The sequence below is a fragment of the Microvirga sp. Mcv34 genome, assembly GCF_024519725.1.
Taxonomy (GTDB): Bacteria; Pseudomonadota; Alphaproteobacteria; order Rhizobiales; family Beijerinckiaceae; genus Microvirga.
Map to the genome: position 1 here is coordinate 19,062 of NZ_JALJRK010000016.1, position 18,033 is coordinate 37,094.

Annotated in this window: 12 protein-coding genes; 1 reads left to right on the plus strand and 11 read right to left on the minus strand. The window is 65.7% G+C overall.

All coding sequences use genetic code 11. The annotated features are described in order from the left end of the window. Positions 1 to 3 precede the first annotated feature (3 nt). From OC446_RS10970 to OC446_RS11010, 9 genes are all read right to left on the minus strand, one after another. A complete protein-coding gene (locus OC446_RS10970) occupies positions 4 to 1,611 on the minus strand; it encodes an ABC-F family ATP-binding cassette domain-containing protein (protein WP_262029068.1) in 1,608 nt (535 codons plus the stop codon). A gap of 170 nt (positions 1,612 to 1,781) precedes the next feature. Continuing rightward, positions 1,782 to 3,365, minus strand: a complete 1,584-nt coding sequence (locus tag OC446_RS10975) for a peptide chain release factor 3 (protein WP_262029069.1) — start codon at positions 3,363 to 3,365, stop codon at positions 1,782 to 1,784. Positions 3,366 to 3,654: 289 nt separating this feature from the next. Then, a complete protein-coding gene (locus OC446_RS10980) occupies positions 3,655 to 4,770 on the minus strand; it encodes a succinylglutamate desuccinylase/aspartoacylase family protein (RefSeq protein ID WP_262029070.1) in 1,116 nt (371 codons plus the stop codon). 66 nt (positions 4,771 to 4,836) lie between these two features. Further along, complete coding sequence (locus tag OC446_RS10985; protein WP_410055058.1) at positions 4,837 to 5,778, minus strand: glucokinase; 942 nt, start codon at positions 5,776 to 5,778, stop codon at positions 4,837 to 4,839. A gap of 101 nt (positions 5,779 to 5,879) precedes the next feature. Further along, a complete protein-coding gene (locus tag OC446_RS10990; protein ID WP_262029072.1) occupies positions 5,880 to 7,688 on the minus strand; it encodes a glycoside hydrolase family 15 protein in 1,809 nt (602 codons plus the stop codon). A 1-nt stretch (position 7,689) separates the two neighbouring features. Continuing rightward, entirely contained in the window at positions 7,690 to 8,442 is a 753-nt protein-coding gene (gene otsB / locus OC446_RS10995) for a trehalose-phosphatase (protein ID WP_262029073.1), read from the minus strand. Between the two features lie 22 nt (positions 8,443 to 8,464). Next, complete coding sequence (locus OC446_RS11000; protein WP_262029137.1) at positions 8,465 to 10,666, minus strand: trehalose-6-phosphate synthase; 2,202 nt, start codon at positions 10,664 to 10,666, stop codon at positions 8,465 to 8,467. 314 nt (positions 10,667 to 10,980) lie between these two features. Next, complete coding sequence (locus tag OC446_RS11005) at positions 10,981 to 12,303, minus strand: HlyD family type I secretion periplasmic adaptor subunit (RefSeq protein ID WP_262029074.1); 1,323 nt, start codon at positions 12,301 to 12,303, stop codon at positions 10,981 to 10,983. Further along, a complete protein-coding gene (locus OC446_RS11010; protein ID WP_262029075.1) occupies positions 12,304 to 14,079 on the minus strand; it encodes a type I secretion system permease/ATPase in 1,776 nt (591 codons plus the stop codon). Between the two features lie 395 nt (positions 14,080 to 14,474). Between OC446_RS11010 and OC446_RS11015 the strand changes: the two genes are divergently transcribed. After that, positions 14,475 to 15,353, plus strand: a complete 879-nt coding sequence (locus OC446_RS11015; protein ID WP_262029076.1) for a hypothetical protein — start codon at positions 14,475 to 14,477, stop codon at positions 15,351 to 15,353. A 127-nt stretch (positions 15,354 to 15,480) separates the two neighbouring features. On the opposite strand, the gene cydB is transcribed toward OC446_RS11015, so the two are convergent. Both cydB and OC446_RS11025 read right to left on the minus strand, forming a co-directional pair. Next, positions 15,481 to 16,530 (minus strand): cytochrome d ubiquinol oxidase subunit II, encoded by a 1,050-nt coding sequence (cydB, locus tag OC446_RS11020; RefSeq protein ID WP_262029077.1) that lies wholly within the window; start codon positions 16,528 to 16,530, stop codon positions 15,481 to 15,483. 11 nt (positions 16,531 to 16,541) lie between these two features. Beyond that, positions 16,542 to 17,978 (minus strand): cytochrome ubiquinol oxidase subunit I, encoded by a 1,437-nt coding sequence (locus OC446_RS11025; RefSeq protein WP_262029078.1) that lies wholly within the window; start codon positions 17,976 to 17,978, stop codon positions 16,542 to 16,544. Between the last annotated feature and the right edge of the window lie 55 nt (positions 17,979 to 18,033).

The following is an 18,033-nucleotide window of genomic DNA, read 5'->3' on the forward strand; positions in this document are numbered from 1 at the left end:
GCCTTAACGGCCTCCGCCGTTCGAGGCGTCGGTGGCCAGATCCCACCGTCGCGTGATCCCGACGGCTTCCAGGAACGCTTCGTCGTGGCTAACGATCAGCAGCGCGCCGTCATAGGCCCGCAGCCCCGCCTCGACGGCCTCGATGGAATCGATATCGAGATGGTTCGTCGGCTCGTCGAGAATCAGGAAGGCGGGCGGCGTCGGCCCACCCAGCACGCAGGCGAGGCCGGCGCGCAGCAATTGCCCGCCGCTCAAGGTTGAGACGGGCTGCAAAGCCGCGTCGGCGCGGAACATGAACCGGGCCAGGGCCGACCGGCACGCATTCTCGCTCGTCTCCGGGTTGATGCGGCGGAAATTGTCGCGGATCGACAGGGAGGCTTCGAGCAGGCTCACCTGCTGGTCGAACAGCGCGAACTCCGTCATGACCCGCACACTCCCGCTCCAGGGCTGGCGATGCCCGGCGATCAATGCCAGCAACGTGGTCTTGCCCGAACCGTTCGGCCCGGTGATGGCGACGCGCTCCGGCCCGACGAGCGCGAACGAGACATCGCGCAGGATCGGCCGCCCCGGCCCGTAGCCGACACTTGCGCCTTCGATGGCGAGCACCGTCCGGCCGGCCGGCAGACGCGTCGGCGGCAGCACGACGGAGAACGGCTGCAGGATTTCGATGCGCTCACGCGCGGACGCGGCCTCCTCGTGGGCCTGCACGCGGCGGCGTTCGGCCAACCGGGCATTGCTGGCGCTCGTCTCCTCGCTGCGGTTCTTCAACCCGTTCATGAGGATGCGCGGCATGTCGCCCTTGGCACGCTTTCGCTTGCCCGCGCCGTCCTTGCGCGCCTTCTTCTCGGCGGTCTCCTGTGCTTTCCGGTCGATCTCGGCCACGCGTTTTTCCGCATCGGCCAGGTCGCGCCGAGCGGCTGCGAGTTCCAGCGCCTTGCGCTCCCGGTAGCGGCTCCAGTTGCCGCCGTAGCGCGTCGCCGCGAGCGAGGTCAGCTCGACGATGGCATCCATCACGTCGAGCAGGTCCCGATCATGGCTGACCACGATGGCCCCTCCCCGCCAGCCGGCGAGAAGGCCGAGCACAGCGTCGCGCCCGTCCCGGTCGAGGTTGTTCGTCGGCTCGTCGAGGAGCAGGAAGTCGGGCTCCGCGAAGACGAGCGCCGCGAGACGGGCCCGGGTGTTCTGTCCGCCCGACAGGCTCCAGAGCAACGTGTCGGGCGGCGCATCGAGACCGAGCTTCGCAAGGGCGGAGGCCATGCGGGCCTCCAGCGTCCAGTCGGCATGGGCCAAATCCTCGGCCGAGGCGTCGCCGGTTTCGGCGCGCCGCAGGAGCGCCAGCGCATCGACGGCGCCGAAGAGGGACGCGATGGTCCCGCGCGTCTCAGCCTGCACCGTCTGGCGGAGGAGCCCCAGGCTGCCATGAACGGTGACGTGGCCCGCATGGGGCTGCAGCGCGCCGGAGATCAGATTGATGAGCGTGGTCTTGCCGACACCGTTGCGGCCAACGAGCCCGGTCCGCTCGGGACCGAAGTTCAGATCGATGTCGGAAAGAAGGGAGCGGCCGTCAGGCGCGGTCCAGGACAGATGGGAGAGCGTAATCGAGGCAGGCATGGCGATGGATGTTCCCGGTGGCAAGGCAGATCGGCATTGCTGTCCGGTTGAAATCCATTGCGGGGCACATCCTCTTGAAAGCGACGCCTCTCGGGCGTCCGGCATCCTCTATAAAGGGGCCTGCGCCCGGCGGCAAGTTCGCGGCCGGGCGCCTCGTCGTCACGACGCCGTCAGGCGGCTTTCTTCTGGTAATCCTTCACGTCCGAGAACCGGATCGCCTTGTAGCGGTCGACCTCGTATTGAAGGTTGAACATGTTCGGCGCCATGAAGACCGGCGCGTCATCGAGATCCCGCGCCATGGACGACAGATGGCCCTCGATGAACTTGTCGAGTTCGCGCGGATCGTCCGCTGTGATCCAGCGGCAGATGGAGAAGCGGGTCGGCTCGTAATCGATGGGCAGGCCGTATTCGGCCGCGAGCCGCTCCTTCAGCACGTCGAGCTGCAGCGCGCCGACCACGCCGACGATGGCGCCGGAGCCGTCCTGCGGCACGAAGAGCTGCACGACGCCTTCCTCGGCCATCTGCTGCAGGGCCTCGCGCAGCTTCTTCGCCTTCATGGCATCCTGCAGCTTGATGCGGCGCAGGATTTCCGGCGCGAAGCTCGGCACGCCGCGGAACACGATGTCCTCGCCTTCCGTGAGCGTATCGCCGATGCGCAGGGTCCCGTGGTTCGGAATGCCGACCACGTCGCCGGCCCAGGCCTCGTCCGCAATGGCGCGATCCTGGGCGAAGAAGAATTGCGGCGAGTTCAGGCTCATGGGCTTGCCCGTGCGCACGAGCTTCACCTTCATGCCGCGCTGGAGTTTCCCTGAGCAGATGCGCATGAAGGCGATGCGGTCGCGGTGGTTCGGATCCATGTTGGCCTGGATCTTGAACACGAAGCCCGACATCTTGGGCTCGCCCGCTTCGACAAGGCGCTTGTCGGCCTCCTGGCCGCGCGGCGGCGGCGCATAGGCGGCCAGCGCGTCGATGAGGTCGCGCACGCCGAAATTGCGCAGGGCGCTGCCGAAGAACACGGGCGTGAGATGGCCTTCGCGGAAAGCCTGCAGGTCGAAGGGCTTGCAGGCTTCTTGCGCCAGCATGACCTCCTCCTGCCACGCATCCGCCTCTTCCGGTGGCAGCAGGCTCATCAGCTTCGGATCCTCCGGGCCCGCGACCTCCGTCGGCTCCTCGTCCGTATCGATGCGGCGGACCATGTTGCGGCGCAGGTCGAAGGTGCCGGCGAAGCTCTTGCCCTGGCTGATCGGCCAGGTGACGGGTGCGGTGTCCAGCGCCAGGGTCTTCTCGATCTCATCGAGGAGGTCGAAGGGGCTGCGCGCCTCGCGGTCCATTTTGTTGATGAAGGTCACGATCGGGATGTCGCGCATGCGGCACACTTCGAAGAGCTTGCGCGTGCGCGCCTCGATGCCCTTCGCGGCGTCGATCACCATGATGGCGGAATCCACCGCCGTCAGGGTCCGGTAGGTATCCTCCGAGAAGTCCTCGTGGCCCGGCGTGTCGAGCAGGTTGAAGACGCAGCCGCCATACTCGAAGGTCATGACCGAGGTCACGACCGAGATGCCGCGCTCCTTCTCGATGCCCATCCAGTCGGACCGGGTGGACACGCGGTTCTTCTTGGCCTTCACCTCGCCGGCGAGCTGGATCGCGCCGCCGAACAGCAGGAGCTTTTCGGTCAGCGTGGTCTTACCCGCGTCCGGGTGGGAGATGATCGCAAAGGTGCGGCGGCGGCCCACGGGGGCCGGAAGATCGGTCATGGCGGTCTAAAATTCTCTGGGAACGACGGTGAAGGACAGAACGCCGCAGCGCCCCGCCCTTTTGCTGGGCTCTTCTCACCCCATATGGGGGTTTCCCGTCAACAGCGAAAGGAGGTGATCCAGTGTCTCATTGTCATACCCTACGGTCCCCGGTTGCCGTGACCTGGATCTTGGCCTCTGCCGAGATTGGTGCGTAACGCACGTCAAGGAGCGGCTCCTTCAGGGCCGTGGAACCGACAATGGAAAGGCCGCCTCTCGGGGCGGCCTTTCTTTTTGGTTCAACGGATACCTACGCCCCGAGCAGCTTGCCCGTCCGCTTCGCCGTGGTGCCGGCCACCTTGGCGATCCGCATGCCTTTGGTGGCGAAGCGCACGGCGACGCGGGCGAACATCACGCCGTCGGTGGGTGCCTTGGCCGGGGTCACGGCGCCGGTGAGCGGGTCGATCACCTCCGCCAGGACGTCGCCCTCCTTCACGGTCGCGCCGATCTCAGCTCTGAACACCAGGATGCCGTTCTCGGGGGCCTGCGTCGGCTCGGAGGCCGCCAGGGGCGTGGCCCGGCACAGGGCCTCGGGAACCTGAGGCATCTCGCCGGCGATGGCGCCGCGCAGGATCAGGTAATCGATCAGGGCGGCCGCATCGGCTTGGCCGGTTTCATGGGTCACGTCGCGCTCGCCCCGGAACTCCAGCGTGGTGGAATGGCAGGAGAACGGGATCGGGTGATCCGGGAAGCGGTCGGCCAGCTCCGCCCAGGGGCGGCTGCAAGCCTCGTCGAAGGGCTCGTCGCCCGACTCGTCGGCGAGCAGATAAGCATGGGAGCCGATGAGCGCCGAGAGCGGGGCGAATTCCTCCGCCGAGCGGGTATGGGTGTAGAGATGCACCACGGCTTCGGAGTCGCAATGCAGGTCGAGCACGATGTCCGCCTCCTGGGCGAGGCCCAGCAGGGCCTTCTTCATGACCTCGGCGGCGTTCGACGGCTGCCAGGCCTCCAGCTCGGCCCGCAGGGCCTCGCGGATCAGGCGGACATTCGCCTCCCCGTCCTGCGTGAGCCGGCTCGCGATCCGCTCGGCCACCTTCGGGACGAGGTGCGGATAGCCCCGGTTGAAATTGACTCCGTCGGCGAGGTGAAAGCGCCCGATATGGTCTCCCATGACCCGCTGGGCGAGGCCGATGGGATTGGCGGCGGGCACGAGGACGATCTCGCCCTTGATCCTTCCCTCCGCTTCGAGCGCGGTCAGGCGCTCGCGCAGGTGGTGGGCCGCGATCATGCCGGGGATCTCGTCGGCATGGAGCGAGGCCTGGACGTAGATGCGAGGGCGGGCCCCTTCCTGTCCGAAGCGCTGAACCGTCAGGGACAGGTTCGCCCCGGGGGCGAGCGGCGAAAGAGCAATCTGTTCTGTTTTCATAGGTAACCAAAAGGGTTCCGACGCGGGAGACGGCCAAGCCGTCCCGGTGCGTTGTCAGCAGTGCCTTCAGGTAGCCTGCCACCCTTGCGATTGGAAGATGAAACGCTGCGGATTCGACACGATGGCGGCCAGCCCCTCCAGGGCCGGCTCCGGATTGACGATGGCGTAGACCGGAACCTTCCGGGCCCAGGCATCGTGCGGCGCCTTGCGGTCGAACGCCTCCCGGAAGTCGCCCGCCTGCAGGATGTCGATCATGCGCGGCGCGATGCCGCCGGCGATGAAGACGCCGCCGGAGGATTCGAAGGTCAGCGCCAGATCGCCGGCGAAGCGTCCGAGGAAGCGCGCGAAATGCCTCAGCGCATCCATCGCCAGCGCGTCGCCCTCACGGGCCGCCGCCAGCACGTCGTTGGGGATCGTGAAGGGGCAATCCACGCACCGATGGGCAGCCAGCGCCTTGGCGATGCGGAAGAGCCCGGGACCGGACAGCACGACCTCTCCCGAGACCCGCCCGCCGACCCGCTCCAGATGCGGCCAGATGGCGGTCTCCTCGTCGTTCGTCGGACCGAATTCGATATGCCCCGCCTCGGTCGCAAGGATCGCCAGGCGATCCTCCACTGGGACCAGGGCCCCTGCCCCGAGCCCCGTGCCTGGGCCGAGCACGACCCGGGCGCCGTGCTTCGGCGGCGGGAACGTGCCGATGGGGGCAAGATCGCCCTTGGCTTCGTCGAGTACCGCCACGGAGGCGGCGACCGGCGTGTAGTCGTTGACGAGGGTGACGCGTTCGAGGTTCAGCGCCTTGCCGATGGCCTGGGCGTCGATCACCCAGCTCGCATTGGTGAGGCGGATCGCGGGCGCGTCCACGCGGGTCGCCACCGCGATGATGGCCGAGCGGGGCGCGGGCCCGTCATAGGCTTCGAGCGCGATCCTGATCGCTCCGGCCGGATCGGGCGTCTGAGCCGTCAGCTTGCGCGGCAGGAGTTTGACGGCCGCTCCGGGCGCGGAGAGCACGGCGAAGCGGGCATTGGTCCCGCCGATATCCCCGAGCAGAACAGGAAATGCAAACATCAAAGCCTATCGTCCTTTCTGCCCCTTACGCCAAACGACCCCGATCAGAACGCCTCCTCCCAGCTCCGGCTCAGGCGCACGGCGGAGTTGATGAGACCGACCATGGAATAAGTCTGCGGGAAGTTGCCCCACAATTCCCCGGTCGTGAAATCCGCATCCTCCGAGAAGAGCCCGAAGGAATTGCGCAAGCTCAGGATGTGCTCGAACAATTCCTTCGCCTCGTCCTTGCGCCCGATGGCGTTCAGCGCATCCACGTACCAGAAGCCGCAGATCATGAAAGCCGTATGCATGAGGCCGAAATCGTCTTCCACATCATAACGAAGAAGAAGATCGCCGCGCCGCAGCTTCGCGCCGACGGCTTCCACGGTCGCGATGAAGCGCGGATCCTCCGCCTTCACGAAATCGAGTTCCGCCAGGAGCAGGAGCGTCGCGTCGAGATCGGCGCCGCCGAAGGACGAGACGAAAGTCCCCGTCTCGGCATTGTAGGAACGCTCGTTGATGACCCTGTGCATATGGTCTGCATTCTCCCGCCAGAACGCGGCCCGGTCCTCGCGCCCCATGGCTTCGGCGATCTTGACGAGACGATCGCAGGCCGCCCAGCACATCACGCTCGGAAACGTATGAACGGCCGCCTTGGTGCGCAGTTCCCAAGGTCCGGCATCAGGCTGGTCGAAAACCTCGATGGCGCGGTGGCCCAGCTTTTCCAGATGCGCGAACAGGGCCCGATTGCCGGTGCGGATCAGCCGCCTGTCGAGGAAGGCGTGCACGGAGGCCAGCACGACGCTGCCGTAGGCGTCGTTCTGGATCTGCGTATAGGCCGCGTTGCCCACGCGCACGGGCCCCATGCCGCGATAGCCGGCCAGCGCCGTCGCCTCACGCTCCTCGAGGTCGGGCGAGCGCGTGATGCTGAAGAGCGGCGGCATGTCCTTCTGGTCGGGGATCGCCTCCATGTCGTCGACGATGTTCGTGATGTAGGTGAGGTATTCCTCCATCGTCTTGGTGGTGCCGAGCCGGTTCAGGGCCTGGATGACGAAATAAGCGTCGCGCAGCCAGCAATAGCGGTAGTCCCAGTTGCGCTGCGTATGCGGCGCCTCCGGCACCGAGGTGGTGAGCGCCGCCACGATGGCGCCCGTCTCCTCGTAGTTGCAGAGCTTGAGCGTGATGGCGGCGCGGATCACCGCTTCCTGCCAGTCGAACGGGATGGAGAGCGAGCGCACCCAGTCGCGCCAGAAATCGACCGTGCTGTCCAGGAAGGCCCGGGCCGTGGAATCCGTCTCGGAGCGGAGCGGCTCGTCCTCGCCGAAGAAGAACGACAGGGGCCGGTCGACCACGAAGGGCCGCTCATCCTGCACGTAGGACACGGAGGCGTCGGTGGTGAGACGCAGCGAATAGGCCGGTCCGACGAAGCGCAGATGGTTGCTGCCGCGGGTCAGGCTGGGCGGGCAGCCGCCCCAGTCGTAATGGGGCCGCAGGCGCACGCGGATGCGCGGGCGGCCCTTCACCGGATAGACCCGGCGGATCAGCATCGGCGGGCGGAAGGTACGGTCGTAATGCTTGAAGCGCGGGGCGAAATCCGTGACCTCGAGAATGTTGCCGAACGAATCCGTCATGCGCGACACGAGCACGGCCGTGTTCTCGAGATAGGTCTGCTCGCAGCTCACCATGCCGACCATGTCGATGGCGAAGATTCCCTTCTGCTCCGCGTCGGTCTGGCCCTCCGGGCTGTCGAGCAGGGCGGAAAACACCGGGTCGCCGTCGAAGCGGGGAAAGCAGCTCCAGACGATCTGCGCACGGCGGTCCACAAGGGCCGAGATCGTGCAGTTGCCGATGACGGCAAGATCTAGCGAACTCATATCAGCAATCATCCCCTTTGAAAGGCAGCGTCCCTTCGTAAGCCCACGTGGACAGGCAATGTCGCAGATCCGCAGGCGTTCCCAGGCGGACCCTGGCAATGGTGTCTCCCTGGCCGATGCGCACGGACAGGCCGTCATGCGCATTGACGGTCTTGAACCCGTGCTCGTCGGTGAGATCGTCGCCGATGAAGATCGGGCGCCGACCCTTGTAGGGAGCCTCCTGGAGGAATCGCTCGATCACCTTGCCCTTCCCGGCCGCCGAGGGAAGGATTTCTGCCACAGCTTTTCCGTGTTGAACACGGTAATCCGCGCCCAGTGCCTCGACGGCCGCCCGGGCGGTGGCGAGGGCGAAATCCTTCTCGTGCGGAGCAAGGCGCCAATGAATGGCGACAGAGCAGCCCTTGTCTTCGATCAGGACGCCCTCCTTGTCGGCAACGACCCGGGACAGGCGCTCGACCGCCTCCCGCAGGGCGGGGTGCTCGTCGGGATCGCACATGGAGAGCTGCCCGGCGATGCGGTGCTCGAGCCCGTGAAGGCCGGCCATGTCGAACACATGGGGCACGAAGCGCGCATCCAGAAACGCGACGGGGCGTCCGCTGATGATTGCGAGCGCACCGCCGAGCCGCTCATGCAGCCGGGTAAGAATGTCCGGCAGACCCGGGTCCACGGCCACCGCGTCGGGCCGTTCGACGATGTCGACGAGGGTTCCGTCGAAATCGAGGAAGAGCGCATAGTCCTTGTTCACGTCAGGCATCGAATCGGGTCTCGCAAGAGTTTCACGCATTGGCCGGTGCAAGCTTCCGCCCCCTGGCGATCAACCGCCTGATCCGCTGCTGCTTGCGCAGGCGGGAGGCGGCCAGCAGCATCTGGCCCGCCCACCGATAGACGTTTCTCTCCTTGACCTGATCGCGCATCAGCCGCATCCGCTCCCGTTGCTCGGGCTGCGGCATGGTCAGTGCGCGGTTGATGGCCTCGCCCATGGCGTGGGCGTTATAGGGATTCACGATCAATGCTTCGGACAGCTCGCGGGATGCGCCGGCAAAGGCCGACAGGATGAGCACGCCCTGTTCGTCGTCGCGCGCGGCCACGAACTCCTTGGCGACGAGGTTCATGCCGTCGTGCAGGCTCGACACGATGCACAGATCCGCCGCCCGGAAGAGCTCGAAGACCTGGTCTGGCTCGTGATGGCGGACGAGCAGCTTGATGGGCTCGTATCCGTTGCCGCCATGCCTCTCGTTGATGTCGCGCGCCAAGGCTTCGGCCTCTTCCTGGAGCTGGCGGTAGTTCGAAAGCTTGCTTCTGGTAGGCGCCGCCACCTGAACGAAAGCAAAATTACCGTGCCATTCCGGGTGCTCCGTCAGCAGCGCGTCGATGGCCTGCATGCGGTCGAGAATGCCCTTCGTGTAGTCGAAGCGCTCGATGCCGACGCCGATGCGCATGTCGGGGGACAGGCCCAGGCGCTCGCGCACGATCCTGCGGCATTCCTCCACGGGCTTCTGGCCCTCCATGGCGGTCGGCGGCCACTCGATCGAGATCGGATAGGGCCGGATCAGGGTTTCCTCGCCGCCGAAGAACACCGAATCCTTTTCCCGGTCGATGCGGCTCTCCACATAGGAATCGACCGCGTCCATGAAGTTGTTGCAATGGGCCTGGGTGTGGAAGCCGAGGATCGAGGAGCCCAGGAGCCCGTCGATGATCTCCTCGCGCCAGGGGCAGATGCCGAAGGTCTCCGCGTTCGGCCACGGGATGTGCCAGAAGGTCACGATGGTGGCCCGGGGCAGCCGGTCGCGGATCATGCGCGGCAGCAGGGCGAAATGGTAATCCTGCACGAGGATGATCGGATCCTCGCGCTTGGCCTCGGCCACGATCGCCTCGGCGAATTTTTCGTTCACGGATCGGTAGTACTGCCAGTCCGCCTCCCGGAAGATCGGCCGCACGAAGGCGATGTGGCACAGGGGCCAGAGCCCCTCGTTGGCCGCGCCGTAATAATACCCGTCCTGCTCCTCGTCGGTGAGCCAGACGCGACGCAGGGTATAGGAGGGGTGATTCGGCGGCACGGGCACCCGGTCGCTGGCGTCGACCGTCTCCCGGTCCGCCGTGCCGCTGCCATGGGCGACCCAGGTGCCGCCGCAGGCGCGCACCACCGGCTCCAGGGCCGACACGAGGCCACTGGCCGGGATCTGCAGGGAAATCTCGCCGCTCTCCGTCCGGTTGTGGATGTAGGGCTCGCGGTTCGACACCACGATGACCTCCGAGCCCGACAGCTCGTTGGAGAGCGCGGCCCTCAGGGTCTCGGGGCTCCAGTCCGTATGGGCGGCGTCGATGGTCCGCCGCGAGGCTTCCAGCTCCTGGAGCACGTCGCGGATCTCCTGCCCGAGCGGGATGATGTTCTCCTCGACGGGCGGGTTGGCGTTGCCCGCGCGGGCGCTTTCGAGGGCCTGGCGGATCGAGGCCAGCCAGCGGCGCATGATGATGGCCGCGATCATGGCCGCCAGGGCCGCGGCCCCAAAGGCGACGCCGGCGAGAGCCAGGAAGAGATAATTCCTCGCCTCCCCGCCGCGCTGGTCGGCATAGCTCAGATCGTGCAGGACCACGAGATGACCGGTCCGCCCCCCGACATTCAGCGGGAAGGAGCTGACCAGGATGTTGTGATCCTGGTTCCTGACGACGGAGAAGCTTTCCGCGTCGGACCGCGAGGCCTCCCGGCAGGAAAAGGACGGGGGCATGTTGCTGGTGGGGAAGCGCAGTTCCTGCCCGTCGCAATAGCCGATGGCGAGAACGCGCTCGTCGGTAGCGATGCGCTCGAACAGGATGCCGGCCTGCTGGATGTCGTTGCGGGCCAGGAGACCGCTCACCTGATCCCGGACGGAGTTGAAGACGAGGCGGGATCGCAGCTCGACGTCGCGGCGCGACCATTGTTCCACGAAGGATGTAGCAAAGGGCAGCACGGCCAGGATGACGATGGCCGCGACGAGCATTGCGATACCGCCAAAGCGGAAGATGATCCTCAAAACGCTAAGTCCCTTAAGAATACCAAGACCGTCATCGAGGCGGGCCGGTCCGATCCTGCGACGGAACCGCGGATTTTGCCTTCGATGGAGGAGCGCAGGAGAACCCAGCCCTCGCCCCTGTTATGGGTTCCCGCGCGGAACTTTCCAGGCTTGGCAGGTCTGCGGTTGAATCTCTTACGCCTTGTTCGGCACGGACAACGCTCCCGGGGGCTCAAACGAAAACCGCGGCCGAGGCTCATGGCCTCGACCGCGGTTTTCGATATTTGTCCGGACTGGAGGGATCAGTGCTCGCGGAAGGCGCGGGCGATCTGCTCCTCCATGGGCTTGAAGAAGTACTCGAACGGGGTGCGCTGGTTCACCTCGACGAAGACCTCGGCCTGCATGCCGGCGATCAGATGAAGGTTCTCGAGCTTCTTGATCTCGTCCTGGGGCAGCTCGACGCGGATCGTGTAGAAGGTCGCGCCCGTCTGCTGATCGCGCGATACGTCGGCCGAGATCCGGGCGACGGTGCCGTGCAGATCCGGGATCATGCGCGCATTCGAGGCATGGACCTTCACGGTCGCCTTCTGGCCGATCTTCACCTGGTCGATCTCGTTGGGCAGCACCTTGGCTTCGAGTTCGAGCTTGTCGTTCACCGGAACGATGTTCATCACCGGCTCGGCCGGGGAGATCACGCCGCCGATGGTGTGAACGTTCAGCTGGTGGACATAGCCGTCGCTCGGCGCGCGGATGTCGATGCGCTTCAGCTGGTCCTCGGCCGCCACGCGCCGCTCGGTGTATTCCGCGATCTTGCCCTGGATCTCGCGCAGCTCCTGCATCGCCTCGGCGCGCATCTGCTCGTCGATCTGGATGATCTGGAACTTGGTCTCGGCGATACGGCTCTCGGCCTGCGCGACGGCGGCGATGAGCTGGCCGCGCTGGCCTTCGATGCTCGCGGCGTCACGCTCGAGGGCGTTCAGGCGCGTGATCGGGACCAGATTCTTCTCGTAGAGATCGCGAACGCCCTTGAGTTCCGCCACGATCAGCTCGGCCTCACGGGCCTTGGCCGTCTGCTGGGCCTTCAAGCCCACGATCTCGTCCTCGGACTGCGCAATGCGCTTGCGGAGCTGGTCCTTCTGCGCGTCGCGCGAGGCGCCCCGCGCGGTGAAGAGCGTGCGCTCGGACGACATGATCTTGATGACGGCCGGCTCGTTGGTGCGGCTGGCGAATTCATCGGGCGTCCTGACTTCGGTCGCTCCATCGCGCTCGGCTTCCAGGCGCGCCTGGCGGCCGAGATACTCATCGAGCTGCTTGGACACCACCTGCAGGTTGGCGCGGGTCAGGGTCTCGTCCAGGCGGACCAGGAGATCGCCCTGGGACACCCGGTCACCTTCCTTGACCTTCAGCTCGCCGACGATGCCCCCGGTCGAGTGCTGGACCTTCTTCACGCTGGTATCGACCACGAACTGGCCGCCGGCAACAACCGCGCCGGAAAGGGTCGACGTGGCCGCCCAGAGGCCGATGGTTCCGGCGAAGAGGGCGATCATGGCCACGCCGCCGATCGTCGATTGCCGCAGCATCCGCTGGTGGGCGGAGGGTTTCTTGGGAGCTTGAATGACCAACATTTAACCAACCTCTCGCAGGTTCGCAGCCTGGGCTGCCGGCGCCTGCTGCGGCCGCACCGGGGCCGGTGCCGGCGTCGCATTGCGTTTCATGACGGACTGCAGAACCTCGTCGCGCGGTCCGACAGCCTTGATGCGGCCCTCTTCCATGATGGCGACCTGATCGACCTGGCCGAGAGCCGCCGGACGGTGCGTGATCACGATCACGACGCCGCCGCGCTTGCGAACTGCCAGGATGGCTTGGTTCAGAGCCTCGTCGCCGGCGCCGTCGAGGCTGGCATTCGGCTCGTCGAGCACGACCAGGAACGGGTTGCCGTAGAGGGCGCGGGCGAGGGCCACGCGCTGGCGCTGGCCACCCGACAGGGAGGCGCCGCTCTCGCCGATGCGGGTATCGTAGCCGTCGGGCAGGTTGAGGATGAGCTCATGCGCACCGGCGGTCTGAGCCGCGGCGATGATATCCTCCGGGTTGGGCTTCGGCTGGAAGCGGGCGATGTTCTCGGCGACCGTGCCCTCGAACAGCTCCACGTCCTGCGGGAGATAGCCCACGTGGCGGCCGAGAGAATCCGGCTCCCACTGGTCGAGCGCCGCGCCGTCGAGGCGGATCTCGCCGCGCAGGGTCGGCCACACGCCGACGAGGGCGCGGGCGAGGGTCGACTTGCCCGAGGCGCTGGGGCCGATGAGGCCGAGGCCCTGACCGGCCTGGAGTTTGAGCGAGGCGGCCTGGACGATCGGCAGCGAGGCGCCGGGAGCCCCGACATAGACCTCTTCCACCGACAGGGCGGCCTTCGGGGCGGGCAGCGGCATGCGCTGGCCCTGGGCCGGCACGAGCGACATGATGTGCTGCAGGCGGCGATAGGCCTGGCGGGAGGCGGTGAAGCCCTTCCAGTGCGCGACCGCGATTTCGATCGGGGCGAGAGCGCGGGACATCAGGATCGAGCCCGCGATCATGAGGCCGCCCGACATCTGTCCCTGGATCACGTAATAGGCGCCGAGACCGAGGACGGCCGACTGGATGACCATGCGGAAGACCTTGGCGAAGGCGCTGATGCCGGCCGAGGATTCGCTGGCGAGCAGGCCGTCATTGACGTGACGGACATGCACTTCGTCGTAGCGCTTGGCCAGGAAGCCGAGCATGCCGTTGGCGCGGATGGCCTCCGCGTTGCGGCGGCTCGTCTCGGCCATGGCATGGCGCTCGGCGCCGCTCTTGGTCACCTCATAGGACGGGGCCTTGCTCTTGGCGTCCGTGTAGAGGGTCAGGATGATGATGACCACGCCGCCGACCACGGACAGGACGCCGATGCCGGGGTGGATCATGAAGCAGCCGATGAGGAAGATCGGCATGAAGGGCATGTCGAACAGGGCTGTCGGACCCAGGCTCGACAGGAAGCCGCGGATCGTGTCGACATCGCGGATCGGCTGCATGCTCTCGGCCTGCTTGGCGCCCTTGAGGGGCATCGTGGCCACGAGATCGAAGACCCGGTGGGAGAGCAGCTCGTCGAAGCGGGCGCCGATGCGGGCCAGCATGCGGCCGCGCAGCATGTCGAGGCCGCCCGATAGGGAATACGCCGCGAGCGTGATCAGCGACAGGCCGATCAGGGTGGGGATGCTCCGGCTCGACAGCACGCGGTCATAGACCTGGAGCATATAGAGGGAGCCGGTGAGGGCCAGAAGGTTGACCACTGCCGAGAACACGGCAACCCCGGTGAAGGAGGGAAGACAGGACTTCAGAGCGTCTTGGACCTCTGTGCTTTCTTCCCGATTTCTCGATGCCTGCTTCATAATCTGTTTCCATCGGCCGACCGGCAATCCGGTGCCTTCGTGGTGGTAGAGCCATTGTGTAAGGTTATACCTTACCACAATGTTCGCCATCTGGCGATGGCTGCGATGTCGGGCTGTGGCCCCACAAGAGTATCCCGTTATGGTTAGGCCCGGAAGGGCCGGTTTCTCAGTACTCTTATGGGAATTGGAGGTGCCCCAAGATGGTCGCTTTCCGTTACGCCATCTTTGTAACCCTATTATATGTAACTATGTCAACAAAAAGTTCGATTCAGATATAAATTATTGATGTTCCTACCGATTTAGGGAGGCACGTAACGCAATTACCGAATTGTAAAGATAACCCTTTGGTAAACTTTCAGGGTTAATGCTCTCTGACCTGGAAATGAGGTCGGAATATGGACATCAACATACGTTCTCAGGCCCCCAGCGGAGCCGCCGAACAGGCCGGCGCAGCACCCGTTCACCCGACCCGGCTCGACCCCATGGCCAGTGCGGCCCTGGAAGAGGCCATCCGGAGCGCGAAGCTCGGCCTGAAGCCAGCGCCCTCCCCCGCGGCTGGAACAAGCGAAGCAGCGGCAGCGGGGCATCGACCCTCTCGCGCGAGGTACCTGGGACAAGCCGCCATGGCTCTTCTCCTGGTCGGAGCCGGCTGGACCGCCTCCTACATGGGAACATTGGCCAACCAGGAGGCCATCCGGCGCCTCGAAACCGAGACGACCCGCAGCCGGGATATCCTCGCCCGGCTGAGCACCGACCTGGACACCCTTCGAGAGACGGTCGTCGCGTTCAAGGATGTCGAGCACACCGCGTCCACATCGTCGGCGTCCGAACGGACGGAACTGTCGGACAAGGTCGAGCGCCTGACCGTCAGCCTGGAAGAGCCGGGCAAGAAGTTCTCCTCCCTCGAGGAAAGGTTCGGGCGGATGGAAAGCCAGATCATGACGGCTCTTGCGGAGCTGAACGCCAAGCCGGCGGCTCCGGCCGCACCTCCGGTGACGGAGGCGGTCCTGCGCGAGGAAGTCCCCGCGCCCAAGGAAGCTCCTGCTCCTAAGGAAGCTCCTGCCCCCAAGCCGCTGAAAAGCGAACCGGTCGACGGATGGGTACTCCGGGAGGTCTATGACGGCGCGGCCCTCGTCGAGAACCGCAGCCGCCGCCTCTACGAGGTCATGCCCGGCGGTCTCTTGCCCGGCGTCGGCCGCATCGAGGCCATCGAGCGCCGCGGCGCCCGCTGGGTGGTGGTCACCGACAAGGGCTTCATCGGCACCTACCGTTAACGGGGAATGATGCCCCTCAGGCCGTAGACGAGCCCCGCGAAGACCGCGAGGCTCGCCACATAGATCAGGACGAACCAGAGAAGGCGTTTCGCGCGCGATCCCGGCGGGCGATCCATGTCAGTCCGCATCAATGATACCCGTAGCCGCCGCCCGAGATCTCCTCGGCGACCTTGCCGCGGAAGACGTAATAGGCATAGGCCGTGTAGGCAAAGGTGATCGGCAGCACGATGGCGAAGCCGACCAGGGCGAAAAGCTGCGAACTGACCGTGTTGGCGGTGTCCCAGATCGTGAGGCTCGGCGGCACGATGAAGGGAAAGAGGCTGACGCCGAGGCCGAGATAGCCCAGCAGGAACAGGGCAATCGTCAGGAAAAACGGCCTCACGTGCCGCCCCTCCTCCAGGTCGCGGAAGAGCCGGTAGGCGACATAGGCCGTGACCAGCGGGATCGGCGCGAGGAAGGCGATATTCGGCCAGGTGAACCAGCGCGTCTCGATCTGCCGCCCCAGGAACGGCACCCATACCGACACGATCGCCATGGCGAGAATGGTGGCGAGGAGAAAGCGCACCGCCATGCGGCGCGCCCAGATTTCCAGTTCGCCCGTGGTCTTCATCACGCACCAGGTCGCGCCGAGAAGCCCATAGCCGCAGATGAGGCTGATGCCGGTGAGCACGCTGAAGGGCGTCAGGAAATCGAAGGTGCCGCCGGTGAACTGGCGACCGTCGGTGGGAAAGCCCTGCACGAAGGCGCCCAGCACCATGCCCTGGAAGAACGTCGCCAGGAGCGAGCCGAAGAAGAAGGCGTTGTCCCACACGAATTTCGAGCGATCCGCCTTGAAGCGGAACTCGAAAGCGACGCCGCGGAAGATCAGCGCGATCAGCATGAGGATGATCGGCACGTAGAGCGCCGGCATGAGGACCGCATAGGCGATGTGAAACACCGCGAAGAGACCGCCGCCGCCGAGGATGAGCCAGGTCTCGTTGCCGTCCCAGATCGGCGCCACCGAAAACATCATCCGGTCGCGCCAGTTCTCGCTGCCGGCCGCCTTGAAGAGGATGCCGACGCCGAGATCGAACCCATCGACAATCACGTACATGGCGACGGCGACCGCGATCAGCCCCGCCCAGATCAGCGGCAGCCAGAAGGCCAATCCTTCGTGTTCCATACCGAAACCGAACATGCCCTGCCCTCCTATTCCGCCGGCTGCGCGCGATGGCCCGGCCGTCCCTCGATCGCCTCATCCGGCACCGAGAACGGACGTTTCGGCCTCCTCCCGAGACCGTCTCCGGGGATATCCTCGACCGGGTCGGGCCCGCGCCGCAGGAGCTTGGCGAGGTAATAGGAGCCGAAGCCGAACACGAAGGCATAGACGACGATGAAGATCAGGAGCGACGCGGTCACCGCTCCAGCCGCGATGGGAGAGACCGCATCGGCCGTGCGCAGCTGACCGTAGACCACGTAAGGCTGACGGCCGATCTCCGCGACGAACCAACCGAAGAGCACGGCGCCGAAACCAGACGGCGTCATGATCATGGCGGCGGTCAGGAAGGTTCTGTTGGTGAAGAGCGTACCCTTCCAGCGCAGATAGAGGCTCCACAGCCCGATGCCGAGCATGGCGAACCCGATGGCGACCATGATGCGGAAGGAGAAGAACACGGGCCAGACCGGAGGACGCTCGTCCGGCGGCACTTCCTTCAGGCCGGGCACGACGCCGTCGAAGGCATGGGTCAGGACCCAGCTGCCGATCTTCGGGATGGCGATCTCGTAATGGTTCGTTTCCGCCACCTCGTCCGGAAGGGCGAACAGACGAAGCGGCATATTCGCCATCTTGTCCCAGTTGCCCTCGATGGCCGCCAGCTTCGTCGGCTGGTATTTGAGCACGCCGAGGCCATGGAGGTCGCCGATCAGGATCTGCACCGGCACGAAGATGGTGGCGAACCACAGCGCCATGGACAGGGAGCGCCGCGAGGCTTGCAGCTTCGCGGGCGGCGCGTCGTGGGGATGCCGGAGCAGCATCCAGGCCGACATGCCGGCGACCGCGAAAGCCGTTGTCAGATAGCAGCCCATCACCATATGGGCGTAGCGAAGCGGGAAGGACGGGTTGAAGACGACCTTGAACCAATCGACCGGCACCGCCTTGCCGTTCTCGATGGCGAACCCGTCGGGCGTCTGCATCCAGGAATTGGCGGACAGGATCCAGAAAGCCGAGATCAGCGTTCCCAGCGCCACCATGCAGGTGGCGAAGAAATGCAGGCGGTCGCCGACCTTTTCCCAGCCGAAGAGCATGATGCCCAGGAAGGCCGCCTCCAGGAAGAAGGCGGTGATCACCTCGTAGGCGATGACGGGTCCGAGCACGTTGCCGGTGAATTCGGAATATCGCGACCAGTTCGTCCCGAACTGGTAGCTCATCACGATCCCGGATACGACGCCGAGCCCGAAGGAGACGGCGAAGACCTTGACCCAGAAGCGGAAGAGGTTGCGATAGAGCGGGTCGCCCGTGCGCAGCCAGTTGAATTCCAGCGCCGCGAGCCAGCTGGCTAGACCGATGGTGAAGGCCGGGAAGATGATGTGAAAGGCGACCGTGAACCCGAACTGGATGCGCGAGAGCAACAGGGCATCGAATTCCATTTTCCGCTTCCCCTCATCGGCCTACCTGCCTGCTTTTAGGGCGACAGCCGGCAGC

Excerpts from the sequence above, each read along its gene's own strand:
- OC446_RS11010 (WP_262029075.1), bottom strand. The coding sequence starts at position 14,079 with ATGAAGCAGGCATCGAGAAATCGGGAAGAAAGCACAGAGGTCCAAGAC.
- cydB (WP_262029077.1), bottom strand. The coding sequence starts at position 16,530 with ATGTTCGGTTTCGGTATGGAACACGAAGGATTGGCCTTCTGGCTGCCG.
- OC446_RS11025 (WP_262029078.1), bottom strand. The coding sequence starts at position 17,978 with ATGGAATTCGATGCCCTGTTGCTCTCGCGCATCCAGTTCGGGTTCACG.
- OC446_RS10990 (WP_262029072.1), bottom strand. The coding sequence starts at position 7,688 with ATGAGTTCGCTAGATCTTGCCGTCATCGGCAACTGCACGATCTCGGCC.
- OC446_RS10980 (WP_262029070.1), bottom strand. The coding sequence starts at position 4,770 with ATGAAAACAGAACAGATTGCTCTTTCGCCGCTCGCCCCCGGGGCGAAC.
- OC446_RS10975 (WP_262029069.1), bottom strand. The coding sequence starts at position 3,365 with ATGACCGATCTTCCGGCCCCCGTGGGCCGCCGCCGCACCTTTGCGATC.
- otsB (WP_262029073.1), bottom strand. The coding sequence starts at position 8,442 with ATGCCTGACGTGAACAAGGACTATGCGCTCTTCCTCGATTTCGACGGA.
- OC446_RS10970 (WP_262029068.1), bottom strand. The coding sequence starts at position 1,611 with ATGCCTGCCTCGATTACGCTCTCCCATCTGTCCTGGACCGCGCCTGAC.
- OC446_RS11000 (WP_262029137.1), bottom strand. The coding sequence starts at position 10,666 with ATGCTCGTCGCGGCCATCGTCATCCTGGCCGTGCTGCCCTTTGCTACA.
- OC446_RS11005 (WP_262029074.1), bottom strand. The coding sequence starts at position 12,303 with ATGTTGGTCATTCAAGCTCCCAAGAAACCCTCCGCCCACCAGCGGATG.
- OC446_RS11015 (WP_262029076.1), top strand. The coding sequence starts at position 14,475 with ATGGACATCAACATACGTTCTCAGGCCCCCAGCGGAGCCGCCGAACAG.